The 19,007-nt window shown below is 69.7% G+C and carries 16 protein-coding genes; 14 read left to right on the top strand and 2 right to left on the bottom strand.

Annotation, left to right across the window (positions count from 1 at the left end):
* Nucleotides 1-102: 102 nt before the first annotated feature.
* The 14 genes from ACIBJE_RS21140 (at nucleotide 103) to ACIBJE_RS21075 (ending at nucleotide 15,077) form a co-directional block, all read left to right on the top strand.
* Entirely contained in the window at nucleotides 103-1,113 is a 1,011-nt protein-coding gene (locus ACIBJE_RS21140) for a BMP family protein (RefSeq protein WP_396750816.1), read from the top strand.
* Nucleotides 1,070-2,695: an ABC transporter ATP-binding protein gene (locus tag ACIBJE_RS21135; protein ID WP_396750814.1), complete on the top strand. Its 1,626-nt coding sequence runs from the start codon at nucleotides 1,070-1,072 to the stop codon at nucleotides 2,693-2,695. The genes ACIBJE_RS21140 and ACIBJE_RS21135 overlap by 44 nt, the downstream gene beginning before the upstream one ends.
* A complete protein-coding gene (locus tag ACIBJE_RS21130; protein ID WP_396750812.1) occupies nucleotides 2,695-3,810 on the top strand; it encodes an ABC transporter permease in 1,116 nt (371 codons plus the stop codon). Before ACIBJE_RS21135 ends, ACIBJE_RS21130 begins: the two co-directional genes overlap by 1 nt.
* A 1-nt stretch (nucleotide 3,811) precedes the next feature.
* Nucleotides 3,812-4,912 (top strand): ABC transporter permease, encoded by a 1,101-nt coding sequence (locus tag ACIBJE_RS21125; protein ID WP_396750810.1) that lies wholly within the window; start codon nucleotides 3,812-3,814, stop codon nucleotides 4,910-4,912.
* Between the two features lie 2 nt (nucleotides 4,913-4,914).
* Complete coding sequence (locus tag ACIBJE_RS21120; protein ID WP_396750808.1) at nucleotides 4,915-5,817, top strand: amidohydrolase family protein; 903 nt, start codon at nucleotides 4,915-4,917, stop codon at nucleotides 5,815-5,817.
* Nucleotides 5,818-5,836: 19 nt separating this feature from the next.
* Nucleotides 5,837-6,589, top strand: a complete 753-nt coding sequence (locus ACIBJE_RS21115) for a cupin domain-containing protein (protein ID WP_396750806.1) — start codon at nucleotides 5,837-5,839, stop codon at nucleotides 6,587-6,589.
* Between the two features lie 17 nt (nucleotides 6,590-6,606).
* Entirely contained in the window at nucleotides 6,607-7,134 is a 528-nt protein-coding gene (locus tag ACIBJE_RS21110) for a YbhB/YbcL family Raf kinase inhibitor-like protein (protein ID WP_396750804.1), read from the top strand.
* 43 nt (nucleotides 7,135-7,177) lie between these two features.
* On the top strand, nucleotides 7,178-8,344 hold the full coding sequence (locus tag ACIBJE_RS21105; RefSeq protein ID WP_396750802.1) for an FAD-dependent monooxygenase: 1,167 nt from the start codon (nucleotides 7,178-7,180) through the stop codon (nucleotides 8,342-8,344).
* Entirely contained in the window at nucleotides 8,344-9,252 is a 909-nt protein-coding gene (locus ACIBJE_RS21100) for an MBL fold metallo-hydrolase (RefSeq protein ID WP_396750800.1), read from the top strand. The genes ACIBJE_RS21105 and ACIBJE_RS21100 overlap by 1 nt, the downstream gene beginning before the upstream one ends.
* Nucleotides 9,253-9,279: 27 nt before the next feature.
* The gene (locus ACIBJE_RS21095; protein ID WP_231931458.1) at nucleotides 9,280-9,660 is read left to right on the top strand and encodes a carboxymuconolactone decarboxylase family protein; all 381 of its coding nucleotides are present in this window, start codon (nucleotides 9,280-9,282) and stop codon (nucleotides 9,658-9,660) included.
* A complete protein-coding gene (locus ACIBJE_RS21090; RefSeq protein WP_396750797.1) occupies nucleotides 9,657-10,544 on the top strand; it encodes an NAD(P)-dependent oxidoreductase in 888 nt (295 codons plus the stop codon). The genes ACIBJE_RS21095 and ACIBJE_RS21090 overlap by 4 nt, the downstream gene beginning before the upstream one ends.
* On the top strand, nucleotides 10,541-11,971 hold the full coding sequence (locus ACIBJE_RS21085; RefSeq protein ID WP_396750795.1) for an aldehyde dehydrogenase family protein: 1,431 nt from the start codon (nucleotides 10,541-10,543) through the stop codon (nucleotides 11,969-11,971). The genes ACIBJE_RS21090 and ACIBJE_RS21085 overlap by 4 nt, the downstream gene beginning before the upstream one ends.
* Before the next feature lie 420 nt (nucleotides 11,972-12,391).
* Nucleotides 12,392-13,561 carry a helix-turn-helix domain-containing protein gene (locus tag ACIBJE_RS21080; RefSeq protein ID WP_396751012.1) on the top strand — a complete coding sequence of 390 codons (1,170 nt, stop codon included), beginning with the start codon at nucleotides 12,392-12,394 and terminating at the stop codon, nucleotides 13,559-13,561.
* Between the two features lie 313 nt (nucleotides 13,562-13,874).
* Nucleotides 13,875-15,077 (top strand): helix-turn-helix domain-containing protein, encoded by a 1,203-nt coding sequence (locus tag ACIBJE_RS21075; RefSeq protein ID WP_396750793.1) that lies wholly within the window; start codon nucleotides 13,875-13,877, stop codon nucleotides 15,075-15,077.
* 368 nt (nucleotides 15,078-15,445) lie between these two features.
* Here the strand turns inward: ACIBJE_RS21075 and ACIBJE_RS21070 are convergent, their stop codons facing one another.
* Together ACIBJE_RS21070 and ACIBJE_RS21065 are read right to left on the bottom strand one after the other, a co-directional pair.
* Entirely contained in the window at nucleotides 15,446-16,297 is an 852-nt protein-coding gene (locus ACIBJE_RS21070; RefSeq protein WP_396750791.1) for an alpha/beta hydrolase family esterase, read from the bottom strand.
* Nucleotides 16,298-16,565: 268 nt separating this feature from the next.
* Nucleotides 16,566-18,416, bottom strand: coding sequence for a hypothetical protein (locus ACIBJE_RS21065; RefSeq protein WP_396750788.1), 1,851 nt, complete (start codon nucleotides 18,414-18,416; stop codon nucleotides 16,566-16,568).
* Between the last annotated feature and the right edge of the window lie 591 nt (nucleotides 18,417-19,007).

Below are 19,007 nucleotides of genomic sequence, written 5' to 3'. Positions count from 1 at the left end.
CATCTGCCATACCAGTCTCCCCCCTAGTCCGTTTCACCCCCTTGTCACCTGAACGGACAGCAGCCGACGAAAGGCCTTCGCATGCGTACCAAGATCGCGATCGTGTCAGCCGTTACCGCCATACCCCTCGCACTCTCGGCGTGTGGGTCCTCGGGCGACGGGGCGGCGGCCGACGGGACCAAGAGCATCGGCTTCATCTCCCAGGCCCCCCGCAACGACGGCGGGTTCACCCAGTTCGGGCTGGCCGGCGTGAACGCGGCGATCGAGGCCGACACGACCCTCAAGCTGTCCTCCATCGTCGACAACGCCGCCAACTCCCAGGAGCAGATCCAGGGACTCGAGTCGCTGGCCGCGAAGAACCAGATCGTGGTCGCGGACGGCGCCTCGTTCAACAAGGCCGTCGCGGTCGTGGCGCCGAAGTATCCGAAGGTGCGGTTCATCCTGGTGGCCGCCGACCTCGACGCCTACGCCGAGAACGTCACCTCGGTCACCGCCGCCGTCGGATACAACGCCATCGTCGTCGGGGCCGTCGCCTCGGCCCATTCCCGGACCAAGAAGCTCGGGATGATCGCGGGCCTTCAGGTCCCCTCCACCACCGCCTGGTACCACGGCATGGTCCAGGGTGCCGCGCTGGAGAATCCGAAGACCAAGGTCGTGGAGACCTACACCGGCGACTTCAACGATGTCGGCAAGGCCAAGCAGGCCGCCGAAGCCATGATCGCCAGTGGTGTCGACTCGATCCTCTCCGATCTCGACAGCGGCTCCGGGGGCGTCTACCAGGCCGCCGGCGGCTCCGCCAGCCCTACCGACGTGTACGACGTTTTCGCCCTGCACTGCGACTCGAGTCCCCACATCATCGGCTCCGGCGTAGTGAGCTGGTCCGACATCCTGAAGAACGCGGTCGCCGACGCCGCCGCCGGCAAGCTGCCGGCTGGCGCCATCAGCTACGGCCTGGGCACCGGCGCGCTGCGGTTCGAGTTCTGCCCGGGCAAGGGGACGGCGGCGGAGAAGGAACTCGTCGAGAAGATCACCAAGGACATCACCGACGGCAAGATCGTCGCCGACAAGGGTGTTCTTCTTCCCAAGCCGGCCTACCACTTCGAGCAGCGTTAGGTCGCCGTCGATGAGGACTCGTCCCGATTCCGGCCCCGCCGTGCGCGGCTCGGGCACCGGAGCTTCCGCTCTCCGGCTCACCGGAGTGACCAAGCGGTTCGGCTCCTTCGTCGCCAACGACGCCGTCGACCTCGACATCGCCTGGGGTGAGATCCACGCCCTCCTCGGCGAGAACGGTGCGGGCAAGACGACGCTCATGCGGATCGTCACCGGCCTCTACAACCCGGATGAGGGTGGCATCGAACTCGACGGAGAGCCGGTGCGTTTCCGCAGGCCCGAGCACGCCCTGCGGGCCGGAATCGGGATGGTCCACCAGCATTTCACGCTGGTACCGACCCTGACCGAGCTGGAGAACCTTGCCATCGCACCAGCCGCCGTTCCGTGGCGCAACGGTCTGACCGAGGCGCGCCGCCGATCGCAGGAGGTGGCTGTGGCAACCGGCCTGCGGATCACCCCCGACCGGCTGGTCGCCGACGCGTCGGTGGGGGAGCGGCAGCGACTGGAGATCGTCAAGTTGCTCTGCCGCGGCGCCCGGATCCTGATCTTCGACGAGCCGAGCGCCGCGCTGAGCCCGGGCGAGTGGGACGAACTCGCCAACCTGATGCGACGGCTTGCCGCCGCCGGTCACGCGGTCATCCTGATCTCGCACAAGCTGTCGGAGGTCTTCAGCGTCGCGGACCGGTACACGGTGCTGCGGCGCGGCGCGGTGAGCGGCTCGGGAACCATCGCGGAAGCGACTCCCGACCACCTGGTGACCCTGATGGTCGGCGAACGAATGGTCGACCGTCCGCCGCTTCCCGCCGGCACCCCGGGTCCGGCGGTCCTGACCATCCGGGGTCTCGACGTCGCTCGGGACGACAGCCAGCCGACCGGCCCGAAGGCGCTCCAGGGCATCGACCTCGAGGTGCGTCGAGGCGAGATCCTGGGGATCGCCGGAGTCGCCGGTAGCGGTCAGTCCGAACTCGTCGAGGTGCTCATGGGCATCCGGCCGGCGCTGTCGGGCGCCGTCGAGTTGGCGGGGCAACCATTTACCCACCGGTCGCCGCGCGGGTTCTTCCGAGCCGGTGGTGCGGTGATTCCGGAGGACCGGCACCACGCGGCGATCGTCCCCGGGATGACCCTCTGGGAGAACATCACCCTGCGATCGCTGCGTTCCGCGCCGTTGAACAGGCAAGGACTGCTCGATGTCCGGGCGGCGTCCGCCGAGGCGCGTCGGCTGATGGACGAGTTCGACGTACGCGCCGACAGCGAGAACCTGCCGATCGGGCGGCTCTCCGGCGGAAACCAGCAGAAGGCGGTCCTCGCCCGGGAGCTGTCGGGGAATCCGGATCTGTTGATCGCCGCACAGCCCGTGCGGGGTCTCGACGTACGGGCGGCGGACTTCGTCTACCGGAGCCTCGTCGCACACCGCGAACGCGGCGGTGCCGTGCTGCTGATCTCGATAGACCTCGACGAGGTCATCTCGATGTCCGACCGGATCGCGGTGCTTGCTCACGGGCGCATCCAGGGCGTCGTCGACGCCGCGAAGGCCACCCGCGCCAGCCTCGGCGCCCTCATGACGTCGTCCGGAGAGGCCCTGTGATGCTGTCAAAAGACCTGATCATGCGGATGCTCGTGCAGATGGGAGTGGGCTTGACGGCACTGGCCGTCGGTGCGCTCCTGTTGGTGGCGATCGGGGTGGCGCCGCCCGAGGCGTTCCATGTCTTCTGGGGCGGCACATTCGGGACGCCGACCAACGCCGGTACGACCCTGACCCAGGCTGTGCCGCTGCTCCTGGTCGCGCTCGGCTGGATCCTGACCACCCGGGCCGGACGTCTGCACGTCGGCTTTCCCGGTCAGATCCTCGTCGGTGGTTCCCTGGCCACGGCGGTCGGGCTGCAGTGCGGCGGCCTGCCGGGCCCGGTCGCGGTGGGGCTCACCGCCATCGCCGGCATCGTCGGCGGGGCACTCTGGGCAGGCCTGACCGCGTGGTTGTGGGCCTCGCGCGGGGTGCTTGAGATCGTGTCGTCGCTCCTGCTCAACCTGGTCGCGCTCCAGGTCGCGGAGTGGTTGGTCCGGGGGCCGCTGCAAGGCTCCTTGGACGGTCAACCGCAGTCGGCGAACTTCCCGGCCGAAGCACTGTGGCCGAGCGTCGGGTCGATTCCTGGCCGCACCCTCTCGTACGACGTGGTGCTCCTCCCGGTGTGCGCGATCGCCGTGGTGCTGCTGCTGTCCCGCACCGCGTTCGGCTTCCGCCTGCGGGTGGCCGGCGGCAACCAGGACGCCGCTCGGTGGTCGGGCATCGACCCGGTCCGTGAAGGGGTCGCCGCCATCATGATCTCCGGTGGGTTCGCCGGTCTCGCGGGCGCCGCGCTGCTCTTCGCCGGTTCCGCGCCCTGGATGAGTGACGGATTCGAAGCCGACGTCGGCTTCAACGGCATCGCGGTCGCCCTGCTGGCGCGCAACTCACCGGTCGGCGCGGTCGCCACCGCCGTCGTGTTCTCCGCGCTGAACGTCGGTGGGACCGCCATGCAGGCCCAGTTGGATGTGCCGTCCTCGCTGGCCTCGGTGCTCCAGGGCGCCGTCATCGTGTTGGTCCTGGTGGCGGCCGTCGTCCTGAGGGGCAGCACGAGGGCGTCCTCCACCACGAAACCCGCCCCGGCCCGTCGACGACCCGGCGTCGTCGCCCGCAGCGGTGCCCGAACCGAGGAGGCCTGAGATGGGGATCTTCGACGTCGCGTTCCTCGTCTCGGCGATCACGATCGCCGCCCCGATCCTCCTCGCGGCCACCGGGGAACTCGTCTCCGAGCGGGCCGGCGTACTGAACGTCGGGCTCGAAGGTGTGCTGCTCGTCGGCGCCTTCGGCGGCTACCTCGTGATGGCTGGCACCGGGAACATCGCGATCGGTTTCCTCGGCGGCATCGTTGGCGGTCTGCTTTTCGGGGCGCTGATGGGCGTGCTCGCGATCGAGACCAAGGTCGACCAGATCGTCTCCGGCATCGCGCTGACCCTGCTCGGCTACGGCCTGACGACGTTTCTCAACGAGGACATCTTCAGCAAGCCACGCGCCTTCGACCCGCTGCCCCGACTCGCGATCCCGCTGCTCGCGGACGTGCCCGTCCTCGGGCCCGCCCTGTTCACCCAGGATGCCTTCGTCTATGCCACGGCCGTCGTCGTCGTCCTCGTGGCCCTGGCGCTGACTCGGACGACCTGGGGCATCAACCTGAAGGCGACCGGCGAGAGCCCGGTAGCCGTCGACGCCGCCGGCGTCAGCGTCCGCGGGCTGCGCTGGGCCGGCGTCCTCTTCTCGGGGGCCTGCGCCGGCGCGGCCGGCGCGTACATCTCCATCGGCGACGTCGGTGTCTTCCGTGAGGCCATGACCGGCGGGCGCGGCTATCTGGCGATTGCCGCCGTCCTGTTCGGGGGCTGGCGGCTGAGCGGGCTGGGCCTTGCCGTCGCGATCTTCGCGGTCACCGACGCCACCCAGTTGCGGTTGCAGGCTGTCGGCGACATCCCGGGTGAGGTATGGGTCGCCGTGGCCCTGCTCATCCTGGCCGCTCTCGGTGCCGGGCGCGTCCGCCGTGCGGCGGCCACCTCCCGCCTCGACCGGCGGCGGGCCGGCGCCGTCGAGCTTGCCGGCTTGGCCGTGGTCGCGGTGCTGGTCGTACTCGCCATCGTCCGACCGGCCGTGACGTTGCCGGTGTCCCTGTGGCTCGCCATGCCGTACGTGCTGGCGCTCGTCGCCCTCGCCGCCGAGGGCAAGCGGCGGCACAAGGCGCCGGAGGCGCTTGCCGTCCCCTATCTGCGAAGTGAGGTCTGACTTTGATCACCGACGTGCACACGCACTTCTGGACCCGGGAGCACCAGCGCTCTCCCTGGACTGACGGGCTGGGACGGGTCTCGAAGACGCTGGCCTCCGACGATATCGACCTGGTCACGGTGGACTCCTACCGCCGGGGCGTCGCGCCCGCCGAGCGCACGATCGTCTTCGGACTCCAGGCACAGGCCTCCGGGATCATGGTCCCCAACGATGCCGTCGCCGCGTTCGTACGAGCAGTCGGCGGTCAGACCGTCGGCTTCATGTCGGTCGATCCGACCCGCCACGACGCGGTCGACGAGGTGGAGCGCTGTCACGCGGAACTCGGACTGGTCGGCATCAAGATGGGGCCGATCTACCAGGGCACCTCGCCGCTGCACCCGATGACGATGCGGGTCTTCAAGACCGCGGAGCGGCTCGGCCTGCCCGTGATGATCCACCAAGGCGCGATCTTCGCGAACGCCGGCCGGCTGCCCGACGCCAACCCGCTGCTGCTCGACGACGTGGCGTGCACTTTTCCCGATCTGCGGATCGTGGTCGCACACATGGGTCACCCGTGGATCTACGAAACCGTCGTCGTGATGCGCCGGCACCGCAACGTCTTCGCCGACACGTCCGCGATCGCCAGCCGTCCGACGGTGTTGGCGAACGCCTTCTCGGCCGCCAAGGAGTACGGCGTCCTCTCTAAGGTGCTCTTCGGTAGCGACTCGCCGATGGTGGCTGCGACCAGCGCCGTTGCCGCCCTCGAACGGGTCGTCGCGCGGATGCGGCAGATCGCGCACACGCCCATCACCGACGAGGAACTGCACGCCATCCTGCACCGGCCCTCGTTCGACCTGCTCGGCATCGAGGCACCTGTGGCTCTCCCGCGGAGCGTGCCGACCGAGCTGACCCGAACTGCCTGCTGACCGTCCCACGGAGAGAGCCATGACGAAGAACCAGATCACGAATCCGTCGGTGTTCCTGGCCGCCACGGCCGTACTCGACGGCCCGCTCCCCGTCGAGATCTCGATGGAGCCGATCCTTCGAGGGGCGCCTTTCGCCTACGAGAGAGTCCTGTACGACGCCGCCGGCGCGTTCTTCGCCGTCTGGGCGTGCGACGCCGGTGTCTATCCCCGCGTGAAGGACAAGCGCGGCTCGTTCATGTACATCATCTCCGGCGAGGCCACCATCACGGACGAGGACGGCACCTCCCACGAGTTGACCGCCGGCAGCGTGATCGTGCTGCCGTACGGCTGGGTCGGCACCTGGGACATCCGCGAGACCATCCGGAAGGTCTACCTGCACACGACCCCGGTGCCGCCGTACCGCGCGGGTGTGCAGCCGTCCGCCTTCCTGGCCGCGGTCGACGTGCTCGGGGGCGACCTGCACGCCCCGGTGGTGGCGCGAGTGGCCTCCTGGGCGCCGCCGGTCGCCGAGACCGTCGTGTTCGACGGACCCGACGGCCGGTGCGCCGTCCAGGAGCGCGGACCGGGGGTGTTCCGGCGAACGGCGGTCGAGGGCGCCTCCTACCTGTACGTCGTCTCCGGCGAGGCCACCATCGCCGACGAGGACGGCACCCCGCACGAGTTGACCGCCGGCAGCGCCGTCGCTCTGCCGGACGGCTGGGCCGGCACCTGGGACATCCGCACCACGATCCGCACCGTCCACGTCGACACCGTGCCGATCACCGACAAGTGATCAGGACAGGAGAAACTGTGATCAACGACGACCCCTACGCAGCCGTGACCCCGGCACCGCCGCTGCGGGTGTTCAGCAACGACCTCGTCGACGGCACGGAAATGCCGCTGACCTACCGCGACCCGGACCTCGGCGGCACCAACACCTCACCCCACCTGGCCTGGTCGGACTTCCCGGCCGGGACCAGGAGCTTCGCGATCACCTGCTACGACCCGGATGCTCCCACCGGGGTCGGTTTCATGCACTGGGCCGTCGCGAACATTCCCGCCTCCGTGACCTCGCTGGCCGCCGGCGCCGGTGCACCGGAGGGGCCGATGCCGGCGGGGTCCCTCACCCTCCCCAACGACCTGCGGATGCGTCAGTACATCGGCCCCAACCCGCCGCCGGGCTCGGGCCGCCACCGCTACGTGTTCATCGTCCACGCGGTCGACGTCCCCGTGCTCGAGATCGATCCCGAGCTGACCCCGGTTGTCCTGGGCTTCAACCTGCACTTTCACACCCTGGCGCGAGGGAGCATGACCGTATGGGTGGACGCGGAGGAGTGACGGCCAGTGATTGCTCAGCATTCCGACCCCTGGGGGCACTGAGATGACAGGAACTCAATCGACAGGCTCCACCGGCCGTTCCCGCCACGCGGAGGTCGCGGGCGCCGGGTTCGCCGGTCTCACCGTGAGCATCGCGCTCGCCCGCCGTGGCTGGACCGTACGCCTGCACGAGCAGAACGACCAGGTGCGTGACTTCGGCGCCGGCATCCTGCTGTGGCGCAACGCGATGCTGGCCCTCGAGGTCATCGGGGTAGCCGGGGCGATCCGGGCGAACGGCGTACAGCCCGGCACCTACGACACCAGCCTGAACGGCGACCCGGTCTCGTCGGAGCTGGCCGGCTACCCCTACTGGGCGATCAACCGGCCAAAGCTGCATGCGCTGCTCGTCTCGGCGGCTCGGGCGGCCGGAGTGGAGATCGTCACCGGTTCACGGGTGGTCGGGGCCGACCCGGCCGGTGCCCTGCTCCTGGCCGACGGGACCAGGCTGGAAGGCGACCTGGTGATCGGTGCCGACGGCGCCGGCTCGGCGGTACGTAACTCGCTGGGTGACCTCACCCAGGAACGCAAGAAGTACCAGGACGGAGTCTGCCGGGTCCTGATCCCGCGGCCCGAGGAGTTCCAGGGGCCCGAGTGGGACCGGGTCATCGACTTCTGGACCCTGGAACCGGACGCGATGCGCATCCTGTTCATCCCCACCGGGCCCGACACGATCTACATGGGCATGATGGCGACGACCACCAACGAGCGCGCCTCGCGGATCCCGATCGACGTCGAGGTCTGGTCGAAGCGCTTCCCGCATCTGGCCACGGCGGTGGAGCTGGCCGGCAGGGCCGAAGGCGGCCGACACGACAACTACCAGACCAACCGGGTGGCGCCCTGGTCGAGCGGTCGGGCGGTGCTCGTCGGGGACGCGGCCCACGCCATGTGTCCCGCGCTCGGGCAGGGCGCCAGCATCGGCATCGTCAACGCGGTCGAACTCGCCCACACCCTCGATCAGTACGACGACATCGGTGCGGCGCTCGCCGTGTGGGAGGAGCGCGAGCGGAGCATGACCGACACCGCCCAGGCCCGGAGCGCCTACATGGCCGAGACCCGAACGCTGGCCAAGGGGAACGGCTTCACCCCCGAGGTCATGGAGACGGCGAACTTCGAGCTTCCCGCGGTCACGCCCGAGATCGCCGCGGCGTACCCGGTTCCGGAGACACCGTGATGAGCGGGCCGCAGACGGTCGTCATCGGCGACGTCGAGATCACCCGGATCCAGGAGTACGTGGGCCTCAGTCCGGCGACCCCCGGCTTCCTGTTCCCGGACAGCGATCCGGCGTACTGGCGGGACAACGCCGGATGGCTCGACCCGGACTTCTTCGACGCCGGTCGGGGGCAGTTGCGCTCGGTGTTGCACACCTGGCTGATCCGCAGCCAGGGGGCGGTGATCCTGGTCGACACCGGTGCCGGCAACGGCAAGGAGCGCCCCTATGCCCCGGTCTACGCCCACCACGACACCGCGTACCTCGCGAACCTGGCCGCGGTGGGGGTCGCACCGGAGGACGTCGACATCGTCGTCAACACCCACCTTCACGTCGACCACGTCGGGTGGAACACCCGCCTGGAGGGCCGTGGCTGGGTTCCCACGTTCCCGAACGCGCGCTACCTCATCACCCGGGAGGACTTCGAGTTCTGGGACCCGGTGAAGAATCCGCGCCCGCCGGCCGACGGCAACCAGAACGTCTTCGAGGACAGCGTCGTCCCGGTACACCGCGCGGGACTCGTCCAGCTCTGGAGCGGCCAGTACCGGATCGATTCCGACCTGGTGTTGCAGGCCGCCCCCGGGCACACCCCCGGCTCCGCGGTGCTGCGGCTGGAGTCCGGAAACGCCGGGGCGCTCTTCGTCGGCGACATCATCCACTCGCCCGTGCAGATCGCAGCCCCGGACGTCAACAGCTGCTTCTGCGAGGATCCGGCGCTGGCCCGGGCGTCCCGGCGCCGCCTCCTCGCCGAGGCCGCCGAGCGTTCGCTGCTGGTCTTCCCGGCCCACTTCGGCGGGCACTCCGCCTGTCACGTCGCCGCCGTCGACGACGTGTTCGTCATCCGCGACTGGGCCGACCTGGCCCGGATCTGAACCACCGCTCGGAAGGAATCCACCACCATGACTGAGGACCTGTACGAGGCCGGCATGGCGATGCGCCGCCGGGTGCTCGGCGACGCCCACGTCGACGCGTCGCTGGCTGCCGCCACCGACTTCTCGCTGGACCTGCAGGAGTACGTGACGAAGTACTGCTGGGGCGACATCTGGAACCGCCCCGGGCTCAGCCTGGAGGAGCGCAGCCTGATCAACCTCGCCATGATCACCGCCCTCAACCGTGGCCACGAGTTCAAGGCGCACGTCCGCGGCGCGCTGAACAACGGGGTCTCCCGGGAGAAGATCAAGGAGGTCCTCATGCAGACCGCCTTCTACTGCGGCGGGCCCGCCGCGTTGGAGAGCTTCCGCCTCGCAGCCGAGGTGTTCGCCGCGGTGGACGCCGAATGACCGGGACGGGGATCGAGCACATCGGGTTCATCGGCCTCGGCAGGATGGGCCGACCGATGGCCTCGCGGCTGTACGACGCGGGTTATCGGCTCACGGTGGCCGACGCCGCACCGGACGTCGCCGAGGGATTCGTGACCGACCATCCGAAGGCGGTCACCGCGCACACGGTCGACGCGTACCGCGCCGTGGACGCCCTGATCGTGATGCTGCCGAACTCGGCGGTTGTCGAGTCGGTGCTGGAGGGCGACGCGGTCGCGGAAGCGCTGCGACCCGGCACTCTGGTCGTCGACATGAGCTCCTCCGAGCCGCTGCGCACCCGCGCGTTGGCCGAGCGGCTGACCGCCCGGGGTCTGCGGATGCTCGACGCTCCCGTCTCCGGCGGAGTACGCGGCGCGGTCACCGGAACGCTGGCGGTACTGGTCGGCGGAGAGGAGACCGATCTGGCCGAGGTGCGCCCGGCCCTGCGACGACTGGCCCGGACCGTCATCCCGGTCGGCCCGATCGGGTCCGGGCACGCGGCCAAGGCCCTGAACAACCTGGTCTCGGCCACCACCATCTCGGTGACCGTGGAGGCGCTGCGGCTGGGGGAACGGTTCGGCATCCCGCCGGAAACGATGACCGAGGTGCTCAACAGCTCCTCCGGGCGTTCGAACACCAGCGAGAACAAGGTCGCCCAGTTCATGATCAGCGGAAGGTACGACTCGGGGTTCGCCCTGCACCTGATGGCGAAGGACGTCGGGATCGCCGTCGACCTGGCACGCGAACTCGGCCAGGCCACCGAGGTCGCGGACGGCGTGGCCCGACAATGGCGGCGGATCGCCGGGGAAGTCACGCCGCAGACCGACCACACCGCCATGTACGAGCTGATCGGCGGTGACCGGTGAACGCCCCGCTGCGGCACTGGATCGGCGGCGAGGCCGTCCCGCCGGCCGCCGGAGGTTTCCGCGCCGGCACCAATCCGGCGACCGGCGGCGTCGGGGCGCAGGTCGCGCAGGGCACGGCCGCCGACGTCGACCTCGCCGTGCGAGCGGCCCATGCCGCGGCGCCCGGGTGGCGTCGGATCGCGTCGCTGGAACGCGGCCGGACCCTGGCGGCCATCGGCCGGCGGCTGCTCGCGGACCTTGACGCCCTGGCCGAACTGGAGAGCCTCGACACCGGCAAGCCGCTCGCCCTCGCCACGGCCGAGATCCGCGGTGCCGCAGAGTACTTCGAGTTCTATGCGGCACTGGTGAACCTGCCGGCGGGCGACGTGCTCGACGTTCGGCCCGACCTGCACGTCTACACGCGGCGCGAACCGTTCGGGGTGGTCGGGGTGATCACGCCGTGGAACCTGCCGCTCAACCAGGCGGCTCGGGCCTGCGCCCCGGCGCTCGCCGCCGGCAACACGATCGTCGCGAAGCCCGCGGAGAGCACCTCACAGACGACCGTGGCGCTGGCGCGGATCGCCAGTGAGGAAGGGCTGCCGCCGGGGGTGCTCAACGTGGTGCTCGGCCGTGGCGACGAGGTCGGGACCGCGATCGTGCAGCACCCGCTGGTGCGCAAGGTGGCGTTCACCGGTTCGGTACGGGTCGGGCAGGACATCGGTCGGATCGCGGCGGACCGGGTCCTCCCGCTGACTCTCGAACTCGGCGGCAAGTCGGCCAACGTCGTGTTCGCCGACGCCGATCTCGAATTCGCCGCCGCCGAGGCCGTCCGGGCCTTCACGACCAACGCGGGTCAGGTCTGCTCCTCCGGAACCCGGCTGCTGGTTGAGCGGTCGGTCCAGGAGCGGTTTGTCGCCGCGTTGGTGGCGGCCACCCGGCGGCTGCGCCCCGGACGGGACGTGGGTCCGATGATTACCCGAGGCCAGTACGACACCGTGCAGCGGTATTTTGCGATCGCCGCCGAGGAGGGGGCCCGAGCCGAGTTCGGCGGTGGCGTGGTCACCGATCCCGAGCTGGACGGCGGTTTCTTTGTCGAGCCCACGATCTACTCGGGCGTCACCAACGAGATGCGGATCGCCCGGGAGGAGATCTTCGGGCCCGTCCTGGTGGTCATTCCGTTCGACACCGAGCAGGAGGCCATCGAACTCGCCAACGACTCGGAATTCGGCCTGGTCGGGGGAGTCTTCACCGAGGACATCTCCCGGGCCTTCCGGGTAGCCGAATCGATCGAAGCAGGTCAGGTCTACGTCAACTCGTGGTCGACCCAATCGGTCCAGATGCCGTTCGGCGGGCACAAGCTGAGCGGCTACGGGCGGGAGAAGGGGATCGAGGCGCTGCACCACTACTCGCACGTCAAGAGCATCAGCGTGCGGCTGGCTCCCCGCTGAGGACCGACAAGGCCGGGCAACAGGGGCGTCACCCGACGGAATCCCGATATACCAGCTGGCCATGCCGGCGACAACGGCACACGACCACTACGAGTCCTATTGGTTTGGCAGCGCTCTCTCAGGAGGTTGCAGGAGGACCAGGGCGGCCAGTGACGGAGGGCTACGAATCAGCGCCCGATGTCAGAGACGTGCGCGGACGCGACTGGGCGAAGCGCGCAGAGCTTACAAACGAGGGGTCGAAGACAGTCGCGCTCATGGTGGAGATGCCGCATGCATGCGCGGCAGTAGATGCTGTGGGTGAGGATCGGGTGTACCTTCCGTTGTGGCGGCTTGCTGGATAGAGGCCGGCGAGGACGCCACGTCGGTCTTCTACCTGGGAACGCGCTGATGTCTCGTCGCCCCATACCTGCCGATCCGTCGATCGGTGATCGCATTCGGGCCCGTCGCGAGCTGCGTGGCTGGAGCATTCGCCATGCCGCCAGTCGTGCTGGCATCTCCCATACGTCCTGGTCGCGTATCGAGCGCGGCCAGCAGCGCACCGACCGGTACATGGTGGTGGATCTGGCCGCTGCTCTTGAGTGCTCGGTGGTTGACTTGACTGGGCAGCCGTATACGCCTGCCGATCGGCAGCTTGACGCTGCTCGGATCGACGCGGAGCGGGTGTGGCGAATCATGATGGACACGCCCATGGCCGTCCGGCGTGACGTGCCGGCCACCGTCGAGCAGGTGCGTCGGGAGGCCGGGCTCGTGCGTGTCCTGTACGGCCGGTGTGACTACGCGGGTGCCCTGCGTCGGCTCGTCGACCTGGTGCCGGCGATGCACGCTCTGACCGACCGGCGTGCGGCGTTGGCGGAGATGGTGCCGGTGTACGGCGTGGCGATGGGTTCCCTGCTCAACGTCAGCTATCCGGCTCACGCGTGGCTTGCCGCAGAGCGCTGTGCCGAGGCGGCGGGCCTGCTCGATGATCCGGTGGCGGCGGGGGTGGCGGCGGCCAACCGGGCTCGGGTGTCCGCCTACTCCGGCGCGTACGGGCCGGCACGGGCGCTGTGTGACGCGGCGGGTGCCGACCTCGCGGGTAGCGGGGCGGTCGGTGTTCTGGACGTGCTCGGCTTCCTGCACCTGGCACGGGCGCATCACCTTGCCGGCCTGCGTGACCAGGCGAGCGCTGAGGATCATCTTGCCGAAGCGGCGCGGATTGCCGCGCATACCGGGGAGACCGAAAGCTGGGATCTCGCCTGGGGCCCACGGAACGTGGCGTTGTGGCGTATGGCCTTTCAGCTCGACACAGGCCATCCGGAGCGGGCGATGCAGACGGCCGCCGGCGTGGACCTGACCGGCCTGCCGCCGGTACGGCAGGTGTACTTCTGGCTCGACATGGGGCGGGCCGCTGAGGCTGTCGGCCGGGACCGGGAGGCGGTGCGGATGCTGCTCGCGGCGGAACGAGTCGGCCCACAGCACGCCCGTTCGTCGACGTCGGCCCGGGAGACGGTGCGGTCGTTGCTGCGGCGGGGCGCGACCTCACCGGAACTGCGGGGCCTCTGCGAGCGCATGAGCATGACCGCACAGTTATCGGCCGATAGTGGTGCGTAAGCGTTCCAGGGGTCATGTTTGCTGTCCGTAGCGTCCCGATCACGGGCGTGGCTGTGTGGATCCGTACTGGTAGGACTGCCGCCGCGCCTCTGAGCCGGCGCGGCGGTGGCGGTCCTTCCAAGAGCTCACCGCCGCGCCCCTTGCGGAGGGGTGCAGGTGGGCGATACGCAGTGCGATCCAGGATCAAGCCGGGGTGAACAGGCGGAGGCCGCCGAGCGGGAGGCGGCGAAGCGGCGGATTCTTGCGCAGGCCGAGGCGGATCGGGTGCCGGTCGAGGAGACGACCCGCGCGGTGCCGGATCGGCGGTGGCGTCGTGGACCGCGCTGACCTGTTGCCGGTCGGTCGGCGGGTGGCGTACTGGCGAGGGCGGCGGAAGCTCTCTCAGCAGGTACTGGCCGATCGGCTCGGCAAGTCGAAGAGTTGGGTCGACAAGGTTGAGCGGGGTGTCCGTTCGCTGGACAGGGTGTCGACCCTCCAGGACATCGCCGCCGTGCTGCGGATCGACACGGCGGTGCTGCTCGGTCGGGACGCCCAGCCGGCCGGCGTGGCCGACCGTGCCGAGGGTGTGGAGCGGATCCGGGCGGCGCTGTCGGCGTACGAGATCGCGTTGGAACGGCCGGCTCCCCGCCGCTCTGTGTTGTCGGCCGAGAGGCTGGCGCGGGAGGTCGCCCACGTCTGGGCGACCTTCCAGTACGCCCGCTATCCGCAGGTGGTCGATCTGCTGCCGCAGGTGGTGGCTGACGCGCAGCGCACCTACGCCCTCGTTCCCGGCAGGGGTCGGATGCCGCTGGTGGAGACGTACCGGGTGACGGCGGCGTTGCTGGTGAAGCTCGGTGCCCCCGACGTGGCATGGCTGGCCGTCGACCGGGCGATGACCGCTGCTACCGGTGACCGGGAGCTGGTGGCTGCCGCTTCCGTGCAACTCGGTCAGGTGTTACGCGAGTCAGGGCAGGTACGGGTGGCGAAGTCGGTGATGTTGGCTGCCGCGTACCGGATCGCCCCGCCGGTGGTCGAGTTCGGCGACCCGGTCGAGTTGTCGCTGTGCGGGACGTTGCTGGTGCAGGCCGCCCTGGCCGCCGCGCGCGACGGGGATGACCGCACCGCTGTCGAGCTGCTCGGCGAGGCCGCCGAGATGGCGGCCGGGGTGGGGGACGGGCACGACCACCACCGGACCGGGTTCGGACCGACAGCGGTGGAGCTGGCCCGCATCACCGTGGCGGCGGAACGCGGTGACGCGGAGGAAGCCGTGGCCCGCCACGAGAGGGTGACTGGGCGCGACGGTTGGCGGTGGCTGTCGGCCGAGCATCGCGCCGCGTACCTGATCGATATCGCCCGCGCGTACCTGCACGCCGACGACCCGGTCAACGCCGGCCGGATCCTATTGGAGGCCGACCGGATCGCACCGGCCGAGATCCGCCACCGACCAGCCGGCCGGGACCTCTTCACTCAGGTCGCCCGCGACCCCGACGCCCCGACGACGCTCACCCACCTCGCTACCACCCTCGGGGTGGGCTGAGCGGTGACCGCACCGTTCCTGTCCCTGGCGCAGATCCGCAACCGGCTGATCCTCACCGCCCGCGCGATCCTCCGCGACACCGACCCGCACCCGACGGCCGCTGCCCGATCTGCCGGACCGTAGGCTGCCCGGTGGCGACCGCCGCCCGCGACGTCCTCCGCACCGCCGAGGAAGTACAGCAGCGGAGTACCGCAACCGAGCCGACCACACCTGACCCGGACGACCCGCAGCAGGCCGGATGATCTCGAACGACACCCGCACCAACCGCCCCGCCGCCAGTTCGCACCGAAGAGGTCACTGGTTCGATCCGAAGCGCGGCGACCGCAGGTTCACCCTGGGACTGCCGGGGATCTCGTCGAGCCGGGAGTTCAGCTGTTGCGTGGGTGGTTCGCGAAGAAGCGCCAGATCGACTCGGTAGCGGCCAGTGCCGTCGACGGCGGGTCCATTCCGAGCAGGCGTTCCACCATCGCCGGCGACGCGCCCGGCCATTGGTGCCCCGCGTCGGCGATGGTGATCAGCTCGACGTCGCGCCCATCCGGACAGCGGGCGGCCGACGTGGTGACGGCTCCAGCGGTACGCGCATCCGGAGCGGCGCATCGCGCGATCTTCCGCCACCGGTCGATCTGGTCGGCGACGGGTCCGCCGTCGATCTTTACTGGGCGCAGCCCGGTCCCGCCGTTGTCCAGCTTCCCAGGCCGACCGTCGTACGGGACCACGTCGTCGGCTGTCCCGTGGATATGGATCAGGGAGATCGGTGCCGGCGACGGGCATGGCCCGAGCAGCTTTCCCGCCACCACCCCGATCGCGGCGAAGGTGGTGGTGTCGCAGGCCAGTCGGTAGGTGAGCATCCCGCCGTTGGATATGCCGGCGGCATAGGTCCGGTTCGGATCGATCGACAGCTTGGCGGAGATGTCGGCCACCGTGGCGACGATGAACGCCACGTCGTCGACGTCGTCATGGGCCGGTCGCCCGCAGCAGTGGTCGCTCACCGCCCAGGATCGGTGGAGTCCGTCCGGGTACGCGACCACGAACCCCTCACGTTCCGCCGCGGCGTTCCACCCGTATGCCGTCTCCGCCTGGCGACCGTTCCCAAGGGCGCCGTGCAGCATCACCACCAACGGTACCGGCGCAGACAGCGACAGCTTGGCCGGCCGGTACAGCCGGAAGGTGCGTTCCCTGCCGGCCACCGTGATGGTGTGGGCGGACGATCCCCTGGCCACCGGGCTTCGAAGGTCGGACCCGGTCGGCGAGGTCCCGGGCGGCGTGGTCGGTACGGCGGCATCCCGCCGCGGCGGACGTATCACGTCGCAGCCGATCAGCACGGTGAGGACAACCCCGACCGCCACCACCACCGCTGACGTGGTGCGCCTGACGGTCGCCGGTCTCGTGGTTGGCCGGTTCATGAGGTATCCCCCTCACGGTGCTCGTCGTCAGCGGCGAGGGCCGGTCGGCGCTCTGCGCCGACCGGCCCGCGCCCGAACGGGCTTGTCACTTCCCGCAGGCCGGCGCTGCCCCGCTGGCGTCACTCCCGGGCGGGAGCGGTCGCCCCTTCCCGCCGTAGGAAGGGTTCGAGGTGGCCAGGGGGAGCCGGATCAGCTCCCAACCGCCCTCCGGGACATCATCCTGCTTGTCGGTCCGCAGGTTCATCGGGTTCGCCATACCAAGGTAGATGTTCGAATCGTCGGCCACCATGGTGCGGATGCCGTAGTTGAGATAGTTGCCGAGTCCGGTGGTGTCGACTGGCCTGGCAGGCTCGTTCGGGTTGTCGAACGCCCACAGGTCGGCGCCGTACGACGTGGCGTCGGCGGCGCCGAGCGCGGCTCGGATCCCGCTGCCGGACGCCCGGCCCAGGTAGCTCCAGTCCATGGTGCCGACGTACAGCGAGCCGCCAGCCACCACCATCTTCCAGATGTAGTTGTTGTAGCCGTTACCGAATCCCGCCGCGCCGAACCTCGGCGTGTACCCGGTCGGGGTCAGCCGCCACCCGCCCGCCCCGTTGTTCGCCTCCGGATCGAATGCCGGCAGCTTCGACTCGCCGTACAGAAGCTCGACCGACGCCTTGCCCTCCTCACATCCGCAGTCGGCATCGAAGTCGGCGGCCCGGAAGAGGCTCGCCGTGCGCTGCGTGTTCTGCACCGCGACGGGGTCTGCCTGGCCACGCGTCGCCCCGTAGCGCCTCGTGTGCGCCTGCGTGGCCTTCAGCGGCACATGCATCGTCCCCCAGTAGAGGTACCCGCCGTACGAGGCGAGCCCGCCCAGGCCGTACGTCTCGGCCACGACGGGGTCCGGCTCGTACTGGGCCGCGTTCCATATCCGGCTCCAGCCGTCGGCGTCGGCGGGAGTGAGGCCCGGCTCTCCGTCCGCCAGGCGCGGGCTCAGCCACACGCCGGGAACCCGGCCGTGGACACCAGCGCTGGGCCAGGTGATGAGGGCGATCCGTCCCTGGTGTGAGGTGATGTCCGCGACCTGTCCCGGCAGATCACCCACCACGCTGAACCCGAACGGGGCGTCCTTGGTGCCGGTCCAGCGCAGCACCTCACCCCCGCCCAGACCGTCGAGCCCGACGCCGACGCCGGCGTAGAGAGCGCCGTCGGCGACCACGAAGTTCCGGATGTTGCCGTACCGGGAGAGGGTTGTCGATCCGAGGTACCGGCCCGACTCGCTGTCGAAGGCGAACAGGTTGAGGCCGCCGAGAGACGGTCCCCCGAGCAGCACGACGCCCTGGTGGGAGCCGGCGGCGCGGATCCCAATCGTCGAGTTCAGCCGGAGTCTGTCCAGCACCGACGCGTTGGCGATGTCGCCCCCCTTGTCGGTCAGTTGCCCCGTCCGCGTGTCGTAGCGGAACACGTCCGGTGGACGCCAGTCCCCTCCTACCGCCGGGAGAAACGGGATCTGCTTCCGCAGTTGACTCTCGCCGTACTCGCACACGTAATCGTCGTTCTGGATCGGCTCTGTCAGCTTGAGGCCCTTCCCCAAGGTGAGGCAGTGGACGTTGGGAGCCGTCCCGAACCAGAGTTGGTCGTCCGATTTGGTCAGGCCCCACACGTAGGACTGGTTCACTTTCGGCACGCCGACTCCGCACGGCGGCCCGGGTGGATATGGCTTACCGATGCCGGCGAAGCACTCGTCCGGCGCGGCTTTGGCCAGCAGCTCCGGTCCGGCGGGCGCCCGTGCCGACGGCCCATCCGACATGGTTGGCTGATCCGCGAACGCTAGCGTCGGTCCGACCGTACCCACACTGGAGCTGTCGGCGGCCGCCGGCACGGTGGCGAGTAGCGGCAGGGTCGCCAGGATGGCGGCGGGAAGCAGCGACCGGGCAAAGATCTGGGTCCTGTCCATAGATGGTCCTTTCGTCGGGTGGCGATGCGTCGGGCGGCTGTTGCCAGGACTCCGGGTGCGGGTGGGTGACGGGGGATGAACCCGCTGGGCGGGCAGGTGTCCGCGTCTCGGACAGATGCCCGCATGGCGAAGACTGTCGATGCCGGATCTCCGCCTGGAGCGCGGCGAGGTCTGCGCCGGCAGCAGAGTCCCTGGAATCAGGTCAAAACCTGCGCTGGAAAATTTTCGACAGTCCTCGATGCCTCCGGGTCAATGTGAATGTGGACTGAACTCGGTTTTATCAGACAAAAGGGGCCAGGGGAGCAACACGCCAAAGACGTACGCTTCTTGGGCGAATGGCCCTGGTGGTGACGTAGGCGCGACCGCCGCCGCGAACGGGTGTGGAGTGAGCCAAAGGTGAGGCACTCTTGCGCGCGCGTGTGGTGACGCGGCGGTGACACCGTGTGGCTCAACATCGCTGAGGTGGCACACGGACGACGGGCGTGAGGCACCGCTACTCGATCGTGAAGAGCCGTAACTGGGGCCACCCGGGGCACGCGGCAGCACAGAGACCTGGCTTTCGCAGGAGAAGCGCTGGAGCGTTCATGAACC

Source organism: Micromonospora sp. NPDC050187 (genome assembly GCF_044459745.1).
GTDB lineage: Bacteria > Actinomycetota > Actinomycetes > Mycobacteriales > Micromonosporaceae > Micromonospora.
This window is presented reverse-complemented; position numbering and strand designations above follow the sequence as displayed.